Here is a 21,193-nt window from a genome sequence, read left to right as displayed (position 1 = left end):
ATTTTTACCGAAAACTTCTTAAGTGGAGGCCATTTCAAGCTGGAAGCAATTTATCATGAAATCGATTACGACCGACGAGTTGCGGAATCTTGTGGAATCGGGACAAAATTTTCAATTGGTCGATGTACGCGAAGATGATGAAGTGGCACTCGGCATGGTGCCTGGCGCAAAACATATTCCGCTTGGCCAATTGCCGGAGCGCTTTGAAGAATTAGAAATCAATGAGCCTGTTTACTGCATTTGCAAGGGAGGAGTACGCAGCCTCAAGGCTTGCGACTTTCTGGAATCGAAAGGCATTGATACAGTGAATGTCGAAGGCGGCATGATGAGCTGGAACGGCGAAGCCGTTTCCTAAATTGGCCAGCCAGATCTTTAAAAAGATTAATGCAAAGTCTCAAGAAAGACGCACTGAATTTCTGATTTTTTGAGATTCAGTGCGTTTTATATTTTTAAAAAAGGCATTGCCCACTGCTGCTGGTAAATTTTTATATCTCCTGCAATAAACAAAGGCTCAACAATCTACATTAAATCCAATAAAAAGCAGGCATAAAAAGATTCTTTTATGCCTGCTTTTTAATCTTTATGCTTTTACGCTTTGGCTAAAATCATAACGCCTTTTGCTTCCAACTCAACAGTCCCGCTTACTTGTTGCTCTGTAAGCACCTCGTTATACTGGCTGTCTTGCAGATCGATCGCCACTTGTTCGTTGTTGTGGTTCAACACAAACAGGTACGTTTGGCCGCCTTTCACGCGTTCCGTTGTTTCGACGCCTTCCGGCACTGCTAATAGCGGCTGGACGCCAGCTTCTTCGCAGACAGTCTTCAGGAAGTCGACCAGGAATTCTTGGTCCGGGCTTGATGCCACGTACCACGCTTTTCCCTCACCGAATCGGTTGACCGTTAGAACAGGCATGCCTTTGTAGAAGTCGGAGCCGTATTCCGCGACCGCTTCTGCGCCTTCTGTGTGGATCAAATCAAACAGCAAGTTGCACGAATAGCTGCCGCTCATGTTGCCGCGTGAATCTTTCATAACGATTTGATTTGTTTCATCCGGATGCAGCGCATCGATTTCTTCCGCCCAAATGCCAAGGACATTGCGCAGTTCGCCTGGATAGCCGCCAAGTGTGACGATGTCGGTTTCGTTAACGATGCCGCTGAAGAACGTCGTCAGGAACGTTCCGCCGTTTTGGACAAACTGTTCCACTTTCGCGGCGTAGCCTTCTTTCACCATATACAACACTGGCGCAATAACGACATCATACTGGCTCAAGTCTTCTTCCACACTGATCATGTCGACTTGGACGTTCAATTTATAAAGTGCGTCATAATATTTATGGACTTCGTTGACATAGTCGAGCGACACGGACGGGCCGCTTGAAAGCTCCACAGCCCAGCGATTTTCCCAGTCAAAGACGATGGCTACTTTGGCGTTGACGCGTGCATCAAGCAGCGTATCCCCTAACCCTTTAAACTCTTTCCCGATTTGAGCGACTTCTTTGAACACCCGCGTGTTCTCATGTCCGACGTGTTCAATGACTGCGCCGTGGTATTTTTCGCAAGCGCCGACCGAACGGCGTAATTGGAAATACAGAATCGTATCTGCACCGCGGCCGATCGCCTGGTAGCTCCATAAGCGCATGACGCCTGGGCGTTTCAGCGAGTTATACGGCTGCCAGTTTTGCTGGCTCGGCGTCTGCTCCATCAGCATGAACGGCTGGCCGCTCTTCAGTCCGCGCATCAAATCATGCGTCATTGCCGTGTAGCTGAACGGCGTATCGATTGCCGGGTAGTTGTCCCACGACACCACGTCCATTTCTTTCGCCCACTTGAAGTAATCAAGCATCGGGTATGTACCCATCAAATTCGTCGTAATCGGCGTGTTTGGAACGTGCTTCCGGATCGCGTTATACTCCAGCTTGTAGCAATCCAGCAAGCTGTCCGACTGGAAGCGGCGGTAATCGAGTGAAATGCCTTGGAAATCGGATTCGTTGTTTTCGCGCTCTTCGCTCAGGATATTCGGTGCAACAATTTCATCCCACTCGTAGAATGTGTGGCCCCAGAATCCGGTATTCCATGCTTTATTCAACTTCTCAAGTGTGCCGTATTTATCGCTCAGCCAGTTGCGGAATGAGACTTGGCATTGGTCGCAATAGCAGTAGCCGCCGTATTCATTGGATACGTGCCAGATCAATACTGCCGGATGGTCTTTGTAGCGCTCCGCTAGCTTGTCAGCGATTTTCTCCGAGTATTCGCGGTAAGTCGGGCTGTTCGGACACGAATTGTGGCGGCTGCCGAACTTGCGTTTTCTGCCGTAAAAATCCACACGCAAAACGTCCGGGTATTTTTTCGCCATCCATGCCGGATGCGCTGCTGTGCTTGTTGCGAGGCATGTGTAAATGCCGTTTTCGTACAGGCGGTTGATCTTGTCATCGAGCCATTCGAAGTTGTACGTATCTTCATTCGGCTGATTCAGCGCCCATGAAAAGACGTTTAATGTTGCCACATCAATTCCGGCAAGTTTGAACATGCGGACGTCTTCGTCCCAGATCTCTTTCGAGTCCCACTGTTCCGGATTATAGTCTCCGCCGTGCCAAATCTTCGGTAATTTCTCGTTAATCATTCGATTCCATCCCTTCTATTTTAAACACCGTCAACCTAACTTCGGTTGAGCCAGCAATTGAATTTTGTCTGTCGTCGTGTTCTCAAGTTCCAGCACGACAATTTCGTTGTTCTCTTTTTTCAATAACGGGCCTGGCAGGTAAAGCCGTTGCTGTGGCCCGGCCGTGTTCCAGTAGCGGCCCAAGTTAAAGCCATTGATGAAGACATTGCCTTTTGTAAAACCTGCTGTGTCGACATATGTATCCAGACATTCATCCGCATCGAAAGAGCCGCGGAAGAATTTCGGGAAGCGCTCTTGTTGGCTTGAATGATAATCAGCAGGCAAACGGTCCAGCTCTATCTTGAACATTTCCCAGTGGAAGAAATACTGCTCCCCGAGCCACAAATTTTTGATCAAGCCTTTTTGGTCGGTCAAATGCTCGCCGTAATTGGCGCGCCCCATGTTCTCGACTAAAATCTCCAGCGTGTTCACTTTCTCTGGGAAATCGAGCGTCACGACTTTATCGGTGTCATTGATGTAAGTCGTCGTGATATAGCGGCCGTTAACGTAAATATAGCCACGGTCACGGATGGCGTCAGAGTTGAACTTCAATTCGCCTTGGCGTTTGATGGTCGTGCGGTAAAGCGTGTAGCCGTAAGCTTGGCCAATGTCTTCCATCGGCAGCGGCGCAATGTGTTCCACTTTCCCGCTAATGCCTTCAAGAACGTCAAACAAACTGACAGACTCTGATACTGCAACGGTTCCATACTCTTTCGCTGACGCCGTTTCTTCGAAATCCGCTGGCACTTCAGTGAACTCGCTCAAGACTTTCTTGACCGCCTTGTATTTTTCGGTGATCGCACCGCCCTCTGTCAGCAAGCTGTCGTAATCGTAGCTCGTGATCGTCGGGTAGTAGATGTCGTAATGGTTGGCGCCGTTCATGAAGCCGAAATTGGTGCCGCCGTGGAACATATAAAAATTGACGGAGATCTTCTTCTCCATGATTTCTTTAAAAACAGCAGCTACATCTTCCCCGCTGCGCACCGTGTGTTCGCCCGTCCAATAATCAAACCAGCCGATCCAAAACTCCGCCACCATCTTCGGTGACCCCGGCTTCAGCTCTTCAAGCGCATCAAACGCTTCGTCCACCCGCGAACCAAAGTTCAGCGTCGTCGTGACTTCCGGAAGCGATCCTTGGCCGATAAAGTTCGGCCCGTCCGATGTGAAGAGGAACGTATCCAACTCATGCTTTTGGTACTGCTCTCTGTAAAAATCCAAGTAAGCCAAATCGTTGCCGTACGCACCGTACTCATTTTCGATCTGCATCGCAATCACCGGGCCGCCGTTTTGATACAAATGGCGTTTGAACTTCGGCAGCAGTTCGGCAAAATAATCTTCCACATGCCCCAAGAAATTCGGATGACTGCTGCGCATCACCAGTTCCTTGTCTTTCAACAGCCAAGACGGCAAGCCGCCCATTTCCCACTCCGCGCAAATATACGGTGCTGGACGCAAAATCACGTACAGCCCTAACTTGTGCGCAAGCCCGATAAAGCGCTCAATGTCCGCCATCCCCGAGAAATGGAACTCGCCTTTTTTCGGCTCATGGAAATTCCACGGAATATACGTCTCCACCGTGTTCAGCCCCAACGCCTTCAATTTCAGCAAACGGTCTTCCCAATGCTCAGGCACCGTGCGGAAATAATGCATGCCACCCGATAAGATTTGAAAAGGCTTATCCTCTAAATAAAACATCTCATTTTTAGCAGTCAGCACGTTGAGTCCTCCTATGTAGGTTGTAGCGGATATTCCGCAAAACAGCTACGCTTGCCGTGGGCGAGCGCCAAGCCCCCTCAGTCGCTTCGCTCCTTGCGGGGTCTCGGCTTTCTCGCTATGCCACAGGCGTCTCCGCTGTTTTGCTCCATATCCTATTTAAAATAAACAACAAGTTATGTCACTTTTTCAATTGAGATCATCCAGCGCCGGCGCGTAAAAGGGCTAGACGAAGCAATAAGACGGGTGCTCTTCCCGGCTTATTGCGGGAGTCATGCCCAAAGCGACCGAAGCGGCATTAAATTCTTTTCAACTTATAAACAACCGACGAAAAATCAGCTGGATGAGTCTTTTCACGGCAGCGGTCAAGCTGCAGGCCCGCGCTCATCAGCTCGTCTCCGTAAAATGTATCGGCAATCCCGTCGATTGCGTATTCAAAATCCGGATTCAACCCTTCAAAGAATACACGGGTAAACCCAGGATTCGGCCGTGCCAGCACTTGGTAATAGCCAAAAATCGCTTCAGTTTGGTCATCCGACACAACTATCCAGCTTGTGATATTGCCATCACCGGCAAACGGGCTTTCGATTCGGTAAAACTGCCCTTTTTGGATCAGCGAATGATTGGCTTTATAAAACGCAATCTGTGCTTTAACTTCTTCTTTTTCTTCTTCAGTCATCATCATCACATCCAGCTCATAGCCGAACGCACCAAAGTAGGCGACGTTTGCTCTCGTCTCCAGGCTCGTCACCCGGCCCACTTGATGATTCGGCACGGCCGACACGTGTGCACCCATAGAAGAGATTGGGTAAACCATCGACGAGCCGTACTGAATCTTCAAACGTTCAACCGCATCGGTATCGTCGCTCGTCCATCCTTGCGGCGCATAATGCAGCAAACCCGGATCGAACCGGCTGCCGCCTCCTGCGCACGACTCAAACAACACATCCGGAAACTCGCTCGTCAGCCGCTCATATAACGAATAAACCCCGAGAATGTAACGGTGCGCCACTTCCCGCTGCCGGTTTGCCGGCAACTCCAATGAGCCGATTTCCGTCATATAACGGTTCATATCCCACTTCACATACGAAATCGGTGCGTCCCGTAACACCTCTGACATCAGATCATAAATAAAATCCACAACTTCCTGTCTTGAAAAATCGAGCACGAATTGATTTCTGCCATGTGACATCTGGCGGTCCGGAACACGGATGACCCAGTCCGGATGCGCTTTATACAATTCGCTCGCTTTCGAGACCATTTCCGGTTCAAACCACAACCCGAATTCCAGTCCGAGCGCGTTGATGTCTTCCGCCAGTTGCGTAATGCCATTCGGCAATTTGCGTCTGTCCACCGACCAGTCCCCTAAGGACGTCGTATCATCATCGCGTTTGCCGAACCAGCCATCGTCCAAGACGAATAGCTCAACACCCAATTCCTTCGATGCTTTAGCAAGCTCAAGGATTTTCTGGTCATTAAAATTAAAATACGTCGCTTCCCAGTTATTGATCAATACCGGCCGTTCCCGGTCGCGCCACTTTCCGCGCGCCAGCCGTGTCCGGTACAAGCGATGATAAACCTGGCTCATGCCATTAAGACCTTCATCTGAATACACCATGACCACTTCAGGCGCCTGAAAACTTTCACCGCTTTTAAGAAGCCAGTTAAAATCAAATGGATTGATGCCGATCATCAAGCGGGACACATCATAATGGTCCACTTCAACCTGGGCTAAAAAATTGCCGCTATAGACCAAACTGAAACCATAAACTTCGCCTTGGTGCTCCGCCGTATTTGGCCGCTTCAACGCTAAGAACGGATTTTGCTGCGCGCTGCTCGTTCCGCGTGTACTTGCAATGCTTTGGATGCCGGGAACCAGTTTACGGTTTTTCACATGCCGCTCTCTCGCCCATGAACCCGAAAGCTGCACCATCTCAAAATCAGAACCTGGCAAATCGATGCTCGCACTTAATGCCCTTGTCAAATTCACTTCCAATTGGCCGTGGTTGATAAATCGGGCAGATCTGGCAATTGCATTTAATTCTTCAAAAACAGTATACAGAAGCTTGATCTCCATGCCGGTTTTTTCATCTACAAGGGAAATTTCCAGTGTCGTCGCTTCATTCTCTCTCTCTACATAAGTAGCAGGCAAGCCTTCTAACTTCTTTTTGCCTTCATAGATCTGATGGTCTTGATAGATAAAATTGGTTATGCGGCTGCCGCTTTCTTGCAGAACTTGATAAGCGGGTTCCCGAAAATCCGTCGTTCCGTAAGCCGGGTATTCCTGCTTGATCAAATCCAACGAAAACACTAGATCCCCTTCATTGACGCAAGCTGTGTTTGGACTTTCACCAATGTGAAACAGCCGTTCAAACGACTCACGGTGGCGCAATTTCTTTCCATAGTAAAGGTGGCCAAGCTGATTGTTTTCTAAAATGCTAAATATGTAACTTACTTTTTGGGTATGCAGATGAAACTCCCGAGTGGAGCCGTTATATAAAATCGGCACAATTTACCTCCTACTCAAAATCAGATAAAGGTTTCTAAATCGCTTCGGCCGCTTTGGGCAGGACTCCCGCAATAAGCCAGAAAGAAGACCCGTCTTATTGCTTCGTCTCGCCCTTGGACGCGCCGGCGCTAAGATACTGCTAGATATAAAGAAATCATATATTCCTACTGTAAAAAGATATATAGCAAAACAGCGGAGACTCCCGTGGGGCAGCGTAGCGACGAGTCAGCCGAGACCCCGCAGAGCGCAGCTCGAGGAGGCTTGGCGCGAGCCCACAGGAAAGACATTGGCCGAAGGTAGTGAGGGCCAAGTCTTTGCGACGAAGCGCTTAGCGCTGCAGGAGCAGATCTTTTAGGCAGCTGTTTTGCGAAATATCGGTTATTAGCCTATAAGCTTTTTATCCCTTAACCGATCCCATCATTCCAGCAACAAAGTGTTTCTGCATTAAGAAGAACACAAGCGCTGTCGGCAATGTGGCGATGACGATTGCTGACATGATGACGCCGTAGTCTGGCGAATAGCTTGAGCCCAGGTTGGAAATCAGCAACGGAATCGTCCGCTTTTCTGGAGACTGCAAAATGACCAATGGCCATAAATAGTTGTTCCAGCTGTTCATGAACGTGATGATTGCTGCTGCGGCATAAGTGGTTTTCATCGTCGGCACGTAAATCCGGAAAAAGACGCCCAGTTCGCTCAAGCCGTCAATTCTTCCCGCTTCCACCAAATCCTTCGGAAACATCTTCGTGTTTTGACGGAAGAAAAAGATGAAGAACGCAGTTGTTGCTGTCGGCAAGATGACAGCTCCGAGCGTATCAATTCCGAACAAAGGCAGCGTATCACTGACACTGCCGAACATGCGGTACAACGGCACCATGATCGCCGCAAACGGAATCATCATCGACAACAACAAGATGGTAAAGACAATATCTTTTCCTTTGCTGCGGAACATTTCAAAACCGTACCCCGCAAGCGAAGCAAGCAATAGCGTCAAAAAGGTCGAGATAACTGCGATAATGGTTGAGTTGATCAAAGCGGGTACAATCTCCACCGTTTCAAAAAGCGTTTTCAGGTTTGTAATCAAATGAGTGCCTGGCAGCAAACGGCCTTGCGTCACATCCACTGATTTGTTCGTGACACTGACGATCATCCATAGGAATGGAAAGATGGAAACGATGGCTGCGATACTTAGAAACGTATAGGTCATAGCTCTATTAAAGGTTTTCATTTTCTCTCACCCGCCACTCTGAATTGAATAATAGAAAGAATCACTACTAAGATCACGATGACGTAAGAGACTGTTGACGCATAACCGAAGTCAGGCGTGTATTCGAAGGAAAGGTTATAGATATACTGTGATATGGAAATTGTTGAATTTCCGGGTCCGCCGTTGGTAATGTTGACAACTTCATCAAAAATCTGCAATGTACCGATTGTTGATGTGATCGATGTAAACAAAATAATCGGCTTCAACATTGGAACAGTAATTTGGAAAAATTGCTGAATGGCATTTGCGCCATCAATGCGCGCCGCTTCGTAAATCGACTTGTCGACGTTTTGCAAAGCTGAGAGATAGAAAATCATGTTATAGCCTGTCCATCTCCACGTAATGGCAACGATGATAACGACCTTCGCCCAAAACGGATCTGCTAAAAAGTTGATTGCTTGAGTGGCAAAACCGAATTTGACTAAAAACTGATTAATAAGACCATCTACACCGAATAGGTACTTAAAGATGACCGAGTAGGCAACCAGTGATGTGACACACGGCAAGAAAATCGCGATTCTGAAAAAACTCTTAAATTTCAATGTCGGGTCATTCAACAGTACGGAAAGAAATAACGCCAATACAATCATCAATGGAACTTGAATGAGCAGAAAGATTGATGTATTGGTTAGCGCTGCGATAAAGGTTGGGTCGCCAAACAATCGCTTCCAGTTAGCCAAGCCCACATATTCCAGATTCCCGCCCATCCCCGATTGAAAGGACAATAAAAAGGCTTGAACCATCGGGTAAAAGTTAAAGATCGTGATTGCGATGATTGAGATAATGACAAACAGCCAGCCAATTTTTTTCCTGAAATACAAATTGGTTTTTTGGCGTTTGGTTTCTTTGTGGCGCAATGGGATATCCATTTCGTTCTTTTTTGTTAATTGCTGACTCATCTTTCTCATTCCTCCTATAAAAAAACCTTGAGTCGGGCCTAACTGGTGAGCGATAAAGCACTTCTACCAGTGTATTCGGCGGCAACTCAAGGCTTTATTTATTTACAGTCAATTATTTGAGTTGTGCTTCAGCTTGTGATTGGGCATTTTCAAGAACTTGGTTCAAATCTGCCCCATTCAAATAATCTTGCATTCCGGTTACCAGGATATCCTCGATTGCATAAGTGTGAAGACCATAGTTGACCGCTGGAATCTCCTCTGTCCATTGAGAGAAGTCAGTGATGATTTGCTGTCCGCTAAAGAACTCATCTTCGACTGCAAACGCGTCTCCTTCAGCTGCTGCTGAGTATGTTCCGATAGCACCGATATCTTTTACAAGTGTTTGATACAAATCAGGGTTTGAACCGAATGTGTTAAGCAAGAAGTCTGCAGCTTCTTCTTTGCCGTCTACGTTCAATACATACCATGAACTGCCGCCCAAGTTAGAAGCGTTTACTGCTCCGTCCATATCCAATCGCGGCATCGGAACCACTGCCCATTTCCCTGACTGGTCTGCCGCTTGCTTGACGCTTGGCGTGATCCAGTTACCAGTTGGAACACTTGCAACATCGCCGCTGTTGAATGCGCCGACAAACTGGCTCCAGTCAGAAACGATTTTTGCAATGTCTTCATCCATCATTTTTTTGTAGGTTTCAAATCCTTTAGCAAGCGTTTCGTTGCCTGCAAGGTTTGGAGTTGATCCATCTTCATCCACATACCATGAACCGTTTGTTTGAATCATCATGCGGACTTGAGCCAAATCGTTCGGATCCAATGTCAGCATGTTCTTGCCTGTTGCTTCCTTCACTTTTTTACCAACCTCTATATATTCATCCCATGTGATATTCGTTACGTCTTCCACTGTGTAACCCGCTTCTTCAAGATAATCTGTGCGTACATACAATCCGGCTACACCAGAATCGAAAGGCAATCCATATTGTTCGCCTTCATAGCTAGTTGTTGCAATCTTATAATCCGCAAAGTCATCCGACTTGATGACATCTGTTAAAGGATGAAATGCATCCGGATAAGCTTGCAAGAAGCTTTGTGCACGGTAGTCTTCGATCAAGACGATGTTCGGCATTCCTTTTGTTGTACCAGAGCTAAGCCCTGTGTTTAGTTTTTGAATGATATCATCTTGCGCATTCTCAATAATTTCTACTTCATACTCGCCGTCTCCATTGTAAGCTTCTTTTGCTTTTTCAAGAGCAGCAATGTTAAATGCTGGATCCCAAGCCCATGCTGTGATTTTATCAACACTCGCTGAGCCTTCAGAACTGCTTTCTCCTCCGCTTGCCTCTTCACCTGAAGAACAAGCAGCCAATACAACGATGCCCAAAAGCATCATGAACATAAGGTAAAATTTCTTCATTTAAAAGCTCCCCCTTTTTTGTAAGCGCTTTATTTATCGCTTAACCTTAGTATAGCCATCAAAAAAAAAAGATTGTTAGCACAATCTTTAGGATTTTCCTTTGAAATTTTTTAGATATTTCAAAGTTTTCAACTATTCTCTTGTATTATTCTTATCTTCTTGTATTATCTTTAGGTTCCAGAGGCAACTTGAACTTTTTGAGGCGGCAATTCCACTTTTACTCTCGTGCCTTCTCCTTTTGCACTTGTCATCTCTACTCCATATTCTTCTCCGTACAATAACTGAATCCGCTCATGTACATTGCGGACGCCAATTCCGCTAAACAAGTGGCGTTTTTCTTTAAAATCTTCTTTCATATAATTGCCTTTCATCTCCATGCCATCGCCGTTATCCACAATCTCACAAACAAGGCGCCCGTCTTTCAATGCGACCAGGATTTGGATAAACCCTTCTTTTTTCTCATTAAAGGCATGGAAAAAGGCATTCTCGATAAACGGCTGAAGGATCAATTTCGGCAAATGATAGTCCAAACATTCTGGAGAAATAAAATAATTGACTCTGATTCTATCGCCATATCTGGCTTGGTTGATCAATACGTAATTTTTCAATTCCTTTATTTCTTGTTCTACTGTGATTGTCTGGTCGATATTGCTTAGAGCGTTTTGCAGCAGCGATATTAGCGCATGGATCATGTCTGTTGCTTTTTCTTTTTTGCCTTGCTGAACCATGAATTTAACAGAGGCTAGCGTATTGTATAGAAAGTGCGGATTGATTTGATGCTGTAACGCGCTTAACTCGGCATTTCTTTGTTTCTGCTGGGCTTGCACTACAATACCCACATAATCCTGCAACTCATTCAACATGAAGTTAAAAGCATTTGCTATTTTTCTAGCTTCATATCCACCTGTTTCAGTAACTGGCTTATTAAAATCATGTTTTGCAATAGTGGAAATTTGCTTGACTAAAGTACTTATTGAATTGGTCATCCTCCTAGAAATCAGAAAGACAATAAGTACGGCGATCAAGACAATGCCCAAACTGATCATAATTATTTCTTTCGTATTTACCAAATTGTCCATTACGACATTTTTGTCCACTAGATTCACTAAATACATGTTATACGTCGGAAGGTATTCCGACATTAACATATACTCCGTATCGAAGACATTCACGTCTTTGAATTCAAGTTCTTCTTCCTCAACCTCTTTTGCTAAATTCAGTACATCAATTGCATCAACGCCAATCATTTCTTCTTTATTGCTGGAAACGATTTTTCCGGCTTCATTGATCAATAGCACTTCATTTTCCTTGCTCGTGTACCCTTCATAGAACGCTTTTAACTGCTCTTCGCGGATGGGGAAATACAAAACACCATAAATTTCGCCTGAAGATCTTTCCATTAATGCTTTAGTAGCAACAATCATTGGTTTGTCAGTAAAAGAAGTAGAAGAAATGAAGTGATACTGCAATTTGCTGGGTTCGCTAATGGTATGCTGCGTAATCGAATGATTTTTAAGGCCGCCCCAAGACACTGGCCAATTCGAATAATTCATATTGAACAAACGCTCATTCTCCCCCAGCACAATCATGTTGGCCTCGTATGACTCTACAGTCGGATAAATTCGTTCCATTTGCCTGATGATGTTTAGATACGATCCCGAAGTTTCAATAGAGTTTTCATCTTCCTGTGTCAATACCCTTTTGATGGTGCCATTGTTTTGGACTTCATGCGTAGCACTTACAATTGCAAAACTGTAGGATTCAAATCGCGTTTTGATTTGGCTTAACACTTTCGTATTGGTGATGCTGAATGTATCCATGAATAAATTACTGGATACCCGGATTGAACTGAAAGTAATTAACAGAGATACCGCCACAATACTGATCACCATTATTAAAAACATCTTAATAAATAGATTATTATCTTTTAACGATTGAATTATTCGCTTCTTCGTATTCATTTTGGGTACGGTACTCCTTCCGATAATTGCCTGGAGACATCCCGGTTATTTTCTTGAATACTTTGCAGAAATAGCTATGCTCTGAATAACCGACCATTCCGCTAATATTAGATATGGAAACTGAACTATTTTCCAGCAGCTCCATTGCTTTTTTAATTCGGACCCGGTTTAAATATTCACTAAATCCTTCTTTGTGATGGGTACTGAAATAAGAAGAAAGATAAGATGGATTAAAATGAAAATGATTGGCGATTTCCGATAAACGCAAAGGTTCGGTATAGTGCTGTTCAATATACTTTAGCATCTTATCCAGGTTGTTGTGCTGTTCACCTGCTGCACTATGGGAAAAGATGATTGTCTGTACGCCATCTATAAATTCATGGAATTGAGCGAGCGCTTCTTCAACACTATTGGCTTCGTTTATATTGGAAAAATAACTGTATTTTTTCTTTTCAATATCCTCTATTTCATATTTCATATTGCCCAATAACACAAGCACATTAAAAATAACGTTGCCTAAGAAAGATTTGAATTCCAAGCTATCGTTTTTATACTGCGTCGCTAAATAATCCACGTAATCTGTTAAATAGGCAAAAGCTGGGTTAAAAAGACGATCTTTAAACAATTCGATAAAATGATTCAAGTCAAAATGAACTTGCTTTTTATTTTCGGGCGGTAGATTATCATAAATTAATAAAGATTGATCAGCCAGATAAAACAAATACTTTTTCATTTTCATCAGACTGTCATCATATACTTTTTTCATATCATCAATTGACCCAAACGGCTCGCTCAATATCCATGTTAAACTTAGATCTTCTTGTGCAAGCATTCCCATGGTCTTTTTGATGGTTTCTAATTGATTGGGGGAGAAATTGATCAGAACAGTTACGTCCTTCTCTTCAGTTAATATAGGGAAAACCGCCACCCCATCATGATTAGCACGTTTTAATGCTGTTTTTAAATGAAGGGGATTTCGACTTTTCCCATAGATAGCCACTAATCCAAAATGGCTTTTGTTAAAAATAGTGGATAAGATCGTCTTGTCAAAAGAAGATTCATATCCTAATAACATATTTTCCAGCATTTCTTCAGTCGACCGTTTAGATTCAGGCAAAGAATCAGAACGCTTCAAACCTGGAATTTTAGCAGCCACCCGGTTTAAAATTCTTATTAACTCAGGACCGTTTAATTTAGGCTTTAGTATATAATCGGCAACCCCGCTTTGAAAAGTCGAACGCACATAATCAAAGTCTTCAAAACTGCTAAGTACAATAATCTCAATATCGGGAAACGCTCTTTTTCCTTCTTTCACCAAATCGATGCCGTCCATAATTGGCATAACAATATCCGTGATAACAATATGGGGACGGAACTGTTCAATCAGAAGCATCGCTTCTTTGCCATTAGAAGCTTCTCCTACAATTCGAAAACCTTCAGATTCCCAATCGATGTAATTGATAATCCCTTGTCTGATCAACATTTCATCATCGACAATAAGAACCCTGCAAGTCTCTTCCATAAGTGCACCTCCTCAGAATCGATCTTTTACAAAGCAAAAAATTCTGGTTGACCAAAATGCAAGCGTTTTCAAATTTGTTTTATCTGCTCTATCGAGTCATTTGTAAGTCTAGCATTTTGGCGATAGTCGGCTTCTTTTCTCCAGACTGGACCTTGTTGCAGATGCGACCTGAACAAATTATGCGCAACTTGATTTTCGTTTCTTTCTTCTTAGTATAACGATGGCAGGAAAGGTTAACAATACAGCCAGGCAGATTTCCAAAAGGCATTGCGCCTCAGCAATCGATAAGTAACAGCACTGTTCTTTCTATAAATCTTGCTTGAAGCTATTAGTAAAGAAAAAACAGGTCTATAATAAAAATAATGAAAAATAGAATCAAAGGAGGAACAATGATGGAAAAAGTGAACATCCAGGAGAAATTTTCACTCTTCAACGATTATTGGAGCCCAAAAATAGCAGGTGAAATCAATGACTTTCACGTGAAATTCGTAAAACTAAAAGATGAATTTATTTGGCATAAGCATGAACAAGAAGATGAAATGTTCCTGATCGTAAAAGGAAAGCTGCTCATCAAATTCAGGGACAAAGACGTTTGGCTTGAAGAAGGAGAATTTCTTATCATCCCAAAAGGCGTCGAACATAAGCCTGTTGCTGAAGAAGAAGTGCATGCCCTGCTTTTCGAACCAAAGACTACCATCAATACGGGCAACCAAAGGAGTGAAAGAACCCGTTCGGACCTGCAATCCCTTTAAACAGCAGCAAAAAAAGCGCTCCCCATTGAATCAGGAGCGCCTTTTCGCGTTGTTAAGATCGCAGTCTAAAGCCGCTCTTGGAATATGTTCCAGGTTTGTCTGTTCTTCTAAAAGATCCCGACAGCAAGCTAATCTTTAAAGTGCTTTTTAATATATGCTTGCTCTTCTGCCTCATCCAACAATCCAGTTGCACGGCCGACGGTTCCGCCGTTCAATTGCCAGATGTAATTATGGACTTCCACCGCATTCGAAAAATCCCCTTTTTGCCATTGTGTCAGAACCTCTTTATAATATTCCGCATGCTCATATTGATCTTGATTCATCTCAACAATGGTTAACAGATTCTCAATGTTCTCAGGCGTAATTTCAACGGCTCCCCATTTCTCTTTTGCTTCCACTTTCTGATGGGTCATCAAATGCACATACTTTTGTATCCGTTTTTCATCCATATCTTCCTCGCTGCCGCCCGCATTCGATTCTTTGCTCACTTCTTCAACTTCCGTTTCTACTTCCCGATCAGTGATGACTTGTGCAGCAGCCGTTATTTCTTCTTCGGCTGATTTTGAGAAAGATTGCTGAATGTAAAAATACCCCCCAGACCCAATCAGTGCAATAATCCCTAAAATAGCTCCACCTGCCAATAACGTCTTTTTCATCTTTTCACTTCCTAAACTTCTTATTTTAATGCTCTTTATCTATTAATGGTTTGTTGCTATAAATTCATCAGGTTCTCCACATGTGCTGCTGACATCTGGAAATCCTTCACTTTTTTAAGCTGCTACTTTTTCTTTCCCAGCTGGAGAACCAGAATTTTCGATGTTAACGAAAACAATAAGGGCAGCTTTGATTGTCCGTACTGGCAATGGAGCTGCAATAATAACTTTCCCATTTACCCACCTGATTTCCTTCGATCAAATTTCACCTTTTAGTACATAGTATTTATTTTACCAAAACGACTTCCATTAAAATACTATAAAATCCAATTTAAGGAACCTTTTTATCTTAATAAGACAATTCCAGCTTTCCTTAGTTATCTTCAGGGAAAAGAAAAAAGGCCCCGACATTTAAGTCAGGACCTTGATTCTATCGTAAAAGTATACCGGCGGTCGGGGTCGAACCGACACTCCAGAAGGAACACGATTTTGAGTCGTGCGCGTCTGCCAATTCCGCCACGCCGGCGTATGTGCTAAACGAACGCTTATAAATATACCACATCTTTCGCTTCACGCCAAGGGCTTTTGTTATATTCCTATAAAAAAATCAGCGCCAGGAAAATCCCAGCGCCGATTTTTCTTATTAAAAGAAGAAATTTAAAATATAGTAGAACAAAGCAGCTAAAGTACCGGAAATTGGCAGCGTGATTACCCATGTAACCAACATTGTTTGCGCTGTTCCCCATTTAACGCCTTTCAAGCGGTGAGCCGCCCCTACCCCCATGATAGAAGAAGAAATGACATGGGTCGTACTGACAGGCAAGTGGATGAACGTCGCGCCAAAGATAACCGCAGCTCCTGTAATATCAGCGGCCACTCCATTGACCGGGCGGATTTTCATGATCTTGCCGCCTACAGTTTTGATGATTCTCCATCCGCCTACAGAAGTTCCAAGCGCCATTGCCAACGCACAAGATACTTGGACCCAAGTTTGAATATCATCGCCTGTTTGGTAGTTGTTTACGATCAAAGCCATTGTAATGATCCCCATTGCTTTTTGCGCATCGTTTGTACCGTGTGTAAATGATTGCAGAGCCGCAGTTGCGATTTGAATCAACCGGAAATTTCTGTTCGTTTTCGACAAGTTATTATTCCTGAAAATCACTTTGAATATGCTATACACAATATAAGCAGCCACAAAAGCAAGAATTGGAGAAAGAATCAACGCTTGGATGATAGTAAGGAATCCTCCGTAATTCAATGCTCCAAATCCTGCGGCGCCAATCGCAGCACCTGCAATTGAGCCGATCAATGCATGTGATGAACTGCTTGGAATACCGTAATACCAAGTAAGCAAATTCCATGTGATAGCAGCTAGTAAAGCAGCCATAATAACGATTGAACCATTTTGTAAAGTAAATGGATCGACAATGTCTTTTGTAATTGTTTTGGCAACGCCTGTGAACGTGATAGCTCCAACAAAATTCATCACTGCCGCTAACATAATTGCATGGCGCGGTTTTAAAGCTTTTGTTGAAACTGCAGTGGCAATCGAGTTTGCCGTATCATGAAATCCATTAATAAAGTCAAACGCGATTGCTAGAATGACAATCAATGCCGTAATTATTAGTACCATATCCATCGTCAAGGTGCTCCTTAAGCGTTTTTCATAATAATAGATTCAAATGTGTTTGCAACTTTTTGGCAAGAGTCTGCAATCTCTTCAAGTTCTTCGTAAATTTCTTTGTATTGAATAATGCGGATAGGATCTTTCTCCACTTGGAATAAGTTCTTGATCGAGTGGCGCAAAGTAACGTCGCATTGTGATTCGTAATCTTTAATTTTAATAGCATGTTCTCTCATGCGCGGTAATTTTTTTGTAGCCAGTAAATCAATCGCCGCTTGCATTTCAATGGTGCAATTGCGAATCGCTTCAACAAATTCAAGCATGTATTTATCTGCATTGATGACTGAATACATTTCAAACAGTGAAGCCGTATGGTCTAAGCCATCCAACACATCGTCCATTGTCATGGCAAGCGCTAATATATCTTCACGCTCAATAGGCGTAATAAAAGCATTGTTCAAATCTTGGATAATGGTATGAACGAAAGAATCGCCTTTCGTTTCGTAGTCTTTCATGGTGTCAGAGAAGATTTTCAAGTCGCTGATTGCATTCAATTTGTAATCAGCAAAGTAATCAGCACTTTCCTTAAGGTTTTTTGATATATTATCCAACTGTACTATAAACTTATCCTGCTTTTTAAAAGCCATCTTTCTTACCCCCGCTATTTTAATAAAATAAACACTAAGCTAGATAATAATAGCCTATTAGATCAGGGCTTTACAATAGCTTATTATAAAATTTACAAACTCGTAACATTTAAAAATTTGTCGATAAAAAAATTTTATTAATATAGCATTAGGGTTTGAAAGCAGCTTTACAGATTGTATAGATTCCCCAATGGCAATTAGCTGAATAGATTCTTTTCAATCTTTCCGTCCTTGATTACAACTGCTATATTATTGGTGTCTTCCAATGAACGGATATCTTCTAACGGATTGGTCTTTGTAATGACGACATCTGCCAGTTTGCCTGCTTCTAGAGTGCCTAAGTCTTTCTCCCACCCCATGCATTCTGCAGCTACTTTGGTCGTCGCCAAGATCGCTTCCATTGGTAACATGCCAATGTCGCACATCAAACCAAGTTCGCGCAAATTCGTGCCATGGGCCATAACCCCTGCATCCGTGCCCATCGCAATTTTCACACCAGCTTTATAAGCCTTTGCAATGCTCTCCCGGTGCGCTTCTACTACTTCATGTGCTTTTTGAACTGCATATTCTGGCATATTTTCATTTAGTTTGCTTGCTTCTACTACGGATATTGGAGCCAGTAAAGTGGGCACCAAATAAGTTCCATTCTTCAGCATCAATTCAATTGCTTCTTCATCTAAATAGATGCCATGTTCAATCGAATGAATCCCAGCACGAACTGCGTTTTTAATGCCTGCAGCCCCTTGTGCATGAGCCATAACCTTTATTCCTCTGCGGAAAGTAGCCTCTTCCACCATAATTTCCAACTCTTCTTGCGAGTACTGTGTAAACTCCGGATGGTCAGTCGGACTCATAACTCCGCCCGTTGCATGCACCTTTATGATATCTGCCCCAGCTCTGAGCATTTCCCTCACTCTTTGGCGCACCTGTTCTGGCCCATCACAAATGCCGCTGGGCATGCCTGGATAGCTTTTGCTGGTAATGTCAATACCTGAGCGCATCCATGAATCACCGTGTCCTCCAGTGATTGTCAAAGGGTTTATACTTAACTGCATGCGTGGACCTGTTACAAGACCCTTTTCAACAGCTTGTTTTACTCCAAGATCCGTAAACCCTGCATCTCTTACAGAGGTGATTCCTGCATCGATTGTACGCTTCATGTAGCCGATCGCTTCGAAATACTTCAAAGCAAATGGTGTCGTAAGAGATTCGCGAATATCCTTTATTTCCATAATCATGTGAACATGAGTATCAAATAAGCCAGGCAAGATAAAACCACCCTGAGCATCAATTAAGCTCAATTCACCTTCTGGAGTTACAAAACCGTCAAGTGGTCCGACTGATTCAATACGATTTCCTTTTAATAAAATGGCGGCATTCTCCAAGGCGTTCTGTCCAGTTCCATCAATTAATGTTCCATTTTTTATAAGCTGATACATCATTCACTATCCCCTTCCGTATTTTCGAATAATTCCATCAGTTTTCACATTATCATCTATCAACTAGTTTTCCCAGCAAACTTTACGCAAAAAAAAGCGCTAACCTTGAATTTCTTCAAAGTTAGCGCTTTTAGTTAAAGGGCAGGCAGGCCCTTTTTAAGATACCGGCGGTCGGGGTCGAACCGACACTCCCGTGAAGGAACGGGATTTTGAGTCCCGCGCGTCTGCCAATTCCGCCACGCCGGCAAAGTAATTATGGAGGCGGCAACCGGACTCGAACCGGTGATAAGGGTGTTGCAGACCCATGCCTTACCACTTGGCTATGCCGCCAAAATTTGGAGCGGAAGACGGGGGTCGAACCCGCGACCTCCACCTTGGCAAGGTGGCGTTCTACCACTGAACTACTTCCGCAAAAGCTGGGGTACCTGGATTCGAACCAGGGCATGACGGGATCAAAACCCGTTGCCTTACCGCTTGGCTATACCCCAATAATAAGATGGGGCGGACGAGGGGAATTGAACCCCCGAATGCCGGAATCACAATCCGGTGCGTTAACCACTTCGCCACGACCGCCACTTTATTATTTTTATAAGTTTATTTAATGAAATTAAAAACATGGGGCGGACGAGGGGAATTGAACCCCCGAGTGCCGGAATCACAATCCGGTGCGTTAACCACTTCGCCACGACCGCCATCATATAAATAAAAATTGGCAGGGGCAGTAGGAATCGAACCCACATCGGAGGTTTTGGAGACCTCTGTTCTACCGTTAAACTATGCCCCTATAAAACTGGTGGTGGGGGGCAGATTCGAACTGCCGAACCCGAAGGAGCGGATTTACAGTCCGCCGCGTTTAGCCACTTCGCTACCCCACCGAAAACATGGTGCCGGAGAAAGGACTTGAACCCTCAACCTACTGATTACAAGTCAGTTGCTCTACCAGTTGAGCTACTCCGGCATGGAGAATAAAAAATATGGTGGGTCAGGACGGAATCGAACCGCCGACACTTAGAGCTTCAATCTAATGCTCTACCAACTGAGCTACTGACCCATATTTTTAGAAAAAATGGCGGTCCCGACCGGGATCGAACCGGCGATCTCCTGCGTGACAGGCAGGCATGTTAACCGCTACACCACGGGACCATTTGGTTGCGGGGGCAGGATTTGAACCTGCGACCTTTGGGTTATGAGCCCAACGAGCTACCGAACTGCTCCACCCCGCGACAATAATATTAATGATAGTTTGTTTCTCTTGCGCTTGTTTCGCAATGGACATCTGCTTCGGCTGCGCCTGCATCGATGTAACTCACAGCTTTCGCTGTTCGTTGCTCCACCCTACGACAATACTATTAATAGTACTTTACTTCTTTTTTGCTCTCTTTGTCGAGCAAGTTTTTCTTTTTCGTTAAAATGATTATGTATTGAACGAAAATGGTGGAGGATGACGGGATCGAACCGCCGACCCTCTGCTTGTAAGGCAGATGCTCTCCCAGCTGAGCTAATCCTCCAACTATTAAAATGAATAAATGGTGACCCCTACGGGATTCGAACCCGTGTTACCGCCGTGAAAGGGCGGTGTCTTAACCGCTTGACCAAGGGGCCAGTATGTAAGTAGAGAGTTATATTCTGGCGGAGAGCAAGGGATTCGAACCCTTGAGACGGTTGCCCGCCTACATGATTTCCAATCATGCTCCTTCGGCCACTCGGACAGCTCTCCAAAAAATGGCTCCGAAGGTAGGATTCGAACCTACGACCATCGCATTAACAGTGCGGTGCTCTACCACTGAGCTACTTCGGAATAATATTGATCAGCCTGGCAACGTCCTACTCTCACAGGGGGAGACCCCCAACTACCATCGGCGCAAAAGAGCTTAACTTCCGTGTTCGGGATGGGAACGGGTGTGGCCTCTTTGCCATCATTACCAGACCAACTATTTTGAAAGACAAGATTTATTATACCAATTCTACTAGGTATTACAAGCTTTTTTTAAAAAACTTTTATTTTGTTCTTTCAAAACTGGATACACGACGGTTGAAACGCTGAAACACGTAGTTGGTTAAGTCCTCGATCGATTAGTATTCGTCAGCTGCACGTGTCGCCACGCGTCCACCCCGAACCTATCTACCTCATCGTCTTT

The 21,193-nt window shown here is 44.2% G+C and carries 14 protein-coding genes, 17 tRNA genes and 2 rRNA genes; 2 read left to right on the top strand and 31 right to left on the bottom strand.

The features are described 5' to 3' along the window. The first annotated feature begins 55 nt into the window (after positions 1–55). Positions 56–355, top strand: coding sequence for a rhodanese-like domain-containing protein (locus tag FQV28_RS07575; protein WP_146495173.1), 300 nt, complete (start codon positions 56–58; stop codon positions 353–355). A 233-nt stretch (positions 356–588) separates the two neighbouring features. On the opposite strand, the gene FQV28_RS07570 is transcribed toward FQV28_RS07575, so the two are convergent. From FQV28_RS07570 to FQV28_RS07535, 8 genes are all read right to left on the bottom strand, one after another. Beyond that, the gene (locus tag FQV28_RS07570) at positions 589–2,619 is read right to left on the bottom strand and encodes a beta-galactosidase (RefSeq protein WP_146495171.1); all 2,031 of its coding nucleotides are present in this window, start codon (positions 2,617–2,619) and stop codon (positions 589–591) included. A gap of 30 nt (positions 2,620–2,649) precedes the next feature. Further along, a complete protein-coding gene (locus tag FQV28_RS07565) occupies positions 2,650–4,374 on the bottom strand; it encodes a glycoside hydrolase family 35 protein (protein ID WP_255472845.1) in 1,725 nt (574 codons plus the stop codon). 295 nt (positions 4,375–4,669) lie between these two features. Next, the gene (locus FQV28_RS07560) at positions 4,670–6,880 is read right to left on the bottom strand and encodes an alpha-galactosidase (RefSeq protein ID WP_146495169.1); all 2,211 of its coding nucleotides are present in this window, start codon (positions 6,878–6,880) and stop codon (positions 4,670–4,672) included. A 397-nt stretch (positions 6,881–7,277) separates the two neighbouring features. Beyond that, positions 7,278–8,105, bottom strand: a complete 828-nt coding sequence (locus tag FQV28_RS07555; protein ID WP_146495167.1) for a carbohydrate ABC transporter permease — start codon at positions 8,103–8,105, stop codon at positions 7,278–7,280. Beyond that, a complete protein-coding gene (locus tag FQV28_RS07550; protein WP_370455122.1) occupies positions 8,102–9,013 on the bottom strand; it encodes a carbohydrate ABC transporter permease in 912 nt (303 codons plus the stop codon). Before FQV28_RS07550 ends, FQV28_RS07555 begins: the two co-directional genes overlap by 4 nt. A gap of 142 nt (positions 9,014–9,155) precedes the next feature. Beyond that, positions 9,156–10,454, bottom strand: a complete 1,299-nt coding sequence (locus FQV28_RS07545; RefSeq protein ID WP_146495163.1) for an ABC transporter substrate-binding protein — start codon at positions 10,452–10,454, stop codon at positions 9,156–9,158. A gap of 170 nt (positions 10,455–10,624) precedes the next feature. Next, the gene (locus tag FQV28_RS07540) at positions 10,625–12,346 is read right to left on the bottom strand and encodes a sensor histidine kinase (RefSeq protein WP_370455121.1); all 1,722 of its coding nucleotides are present in this window, start codon (positions 12,344–12,346) and stop codon (positions 10,625–10,627) included. A gap of 28 nt (positions 12,347–12,374) precedes the next feature. Continuing rightward, the gene (locus tag FQV28_RS07535) at positions 12,375–13,937 is read right to left on the bottom strand and encodes a response regulator transcription factor (RefSeq protein WP_146495160.1); all 1,563 of its coding nucleotides are present in this window, start codon (positions 13,935–13,937) and stop codon (positions 12,375–12,377) included. A gap of 389 nt (positions 13,938–14,326) precedes the next feature. Between FQV28_RS07535 and FQV28_RS07530 the strand changes: the two genes are divergently transcribed. Then, a complete protein-coding gene (locus FQV28_RS07530; RefSeq protein WP_186763812.1) occupies positions 14,327–14,689 on the top strand; it encodes a cupin domain-containing protein in 363 nt (120 codons plus the stop codon). Positions 14,690–14,817: 128 nt separating this feature from the next. On the opposite strand, the gene FQV28_RS07525 is transcribed toward FQV28_RS07530, so the two are convergent. The 23 genes from FQV28_RS07525 to FQV28_RS07415 all read right to left on the bottom strand — a co-directional run. Then, complete coding sequence (locus FQV28_RS07525; RefSeq protein WP_146495156.1) at positions 14,818–15,345, bottom strand: DUF6241 domain-containing protein; 528 nt, start codon at positions 15,343–15,345, stop codon at positions 14,818–14,820. 441 nt (positions 15,346–15,786) lie between these two features. Further along, positions 15,787–15,868: transfer RNA gene (locus tag FQV28_RS07520), tRNA-Leu, on the bottom strand. Between the two features lie 117 nt (positions 15,869–15,985). Continuing rightward, complete coding sequence (locus tag FQV28_RS07515; RefSeq protein ID WP_146495154.1) at positions 15,986–16,984, bottom strand: inorganic phosphate transporter; 999 nt, start codon at positions 16,982–16,984, stop codon at positions 15,986–15,988. A 14-nt stretch (positions 16,985–16,998) separates the two neighbouring features. Next, positions 16,999–17,616, bottom strand: a complete 618-nt coding sequence (locus FQV28_RS07510) for a DUF47 domain-containing protein (RefSeq protein ID WP_146495152.1) — start codon at positions 17,614–17,616, stop codon at positions 16,999–17,001. A gap of 197 nt (positions 17,617–17,813) precedes the next feature. Further along, entirely contained in the window at positions 17,814–19,058 is a 1,245-nt protein-coding gene (locus FQV28_RS07505; RefSeq protein WP_146495150.1) for a metal-dependent hydrolase family protein, read from the bottom strand. A 159-nt stretch (positions 19,059–19,217) separates the two neighbouring features. Beyond that, positions 19,218–19,301 (bottom strand) — tRNA-Leu (locus tag FQV28_RS07500). A gap of 10 nt (positions 19,302–19,311) precedes the next feature. Further along, positions 19,312–19,385, bottom strand: a tRNA-Cys gene (locus FQV28_RS07495). Between the two features lie 6 nt (positions 19,386–19,391). Beyond that, positions 19,392–19,466 (bottom strand) — tRNA-Gly (locus FQV28_RS07490). 5 nt (positions 19,467–19,471) lie between these two features. Beyond that, a tRNA-Gln gene (locus FQV28_RS07485) sits at positions 19,472–19,543 on the bottom strand. A gap of 9 nt (positions 19,544–19,552) precedes the next feature. Next, a tRNA-His gene (locus tag FQV28_RS07480) sits at positions 19,553–19,628 on the bottom strand. A gap of 43 nt (positions 19,629–19,671) precedes the next feature. After that, positions 19,672–19,747 (bottom strand) — tRNA-His (locus tag FQV28_RS07475). 18 nt (positions 19,748–19,765) lie between these two features. Further along, a tRNA-Trp gene (locus tag FQV28_RS07470) sits at positions 19,766–19,839 on the bottom strand. A gap of 7 nt (positions 19,840–19,846) precedes the next feature. Beyond that, a tRNA-Tyr gene (locus FQV28_RS07465) sits at positions 19,847–19,930 on the bottom strand. Between the two features lie 7 nt (positions 19,931–19,937). Further along, a tRNA-Thr gene (locus FQV28_RS07460) sits at positions 19,938–20,013 on the bottom strand. A 17-nt stretch (positions 20,014–20,030) separates the two neighbouring features. Further along, a tRNA-Phe gene (locus FQV28_RS07455) sits at positions 20,031–20,106 on the bottom strand. 16 nt (positions 20,107–20,122) lie between these two features. Further along, positions 20,123–20,198: transfer RNA gene (locus tag FQV28_RS07450), tRNA-Asp, on the bottom strand. 3 nt (positions 20,199–20,201) lie between these two features. After that, positions 20,202–20,278 (bottom strand) — tRNA-Met (locus tag FQV28_RS07445). Between the two features lie 209 nt (positions 20,279–20,487). Continuing rightward, a tRNA-Val gene (locus tag FQV28_RS07440) sits at positions 20,488–20,563 on the bottom strand. 19 nt (positions 20,564–20,582) lie between these two features. Continuing rightward, a tRNA-Glu gene (locus FQV28_RS07435) sits at positions 20,583–20,657 on the bottom strand. Positions 20,658–20,682: 25 nt separating this feature from the next. Then, positions 20,683–20,772, bottom strand: a tRNA-Ser gene (locus tag FQV28_RS07430). Positions 20,773–20,778: 6 nt separating this feature from the next. Further along, positions 20,779–20,853: transfer RNA gene (locus tag FQV28_RS07425), tRNA-Asn, on the bottom strand. A gap of 13 nt (positions 20,854–20,866) precedes the next feature. Beyond that, positions 20,867–20,982, bottom strand: a 5S ribosomal RNA gene (gene rrf, locus FQV28_RS07420). A gap of 126 nt (positions 20,983–21,108) precedes the next feature. Beyond that, a 23S ribosomal RNA gene (locus FQV28_RS07415) occupies positions 21,109–21,193 on the bottom strand; the annotation flags it as partial.

It is taken from the genome of Planomicrobium sp. CPCC 101079, assembly GCF_007859275.1.
Classification (GTDB): domain Bacteria; phylum Bacillota; class Bacilli; order Bacillales_A; family Planococcaceae; genus Planococcus.
This window is presented reverse-complemented; position numbering and strand designations above follow the sequence as displayed.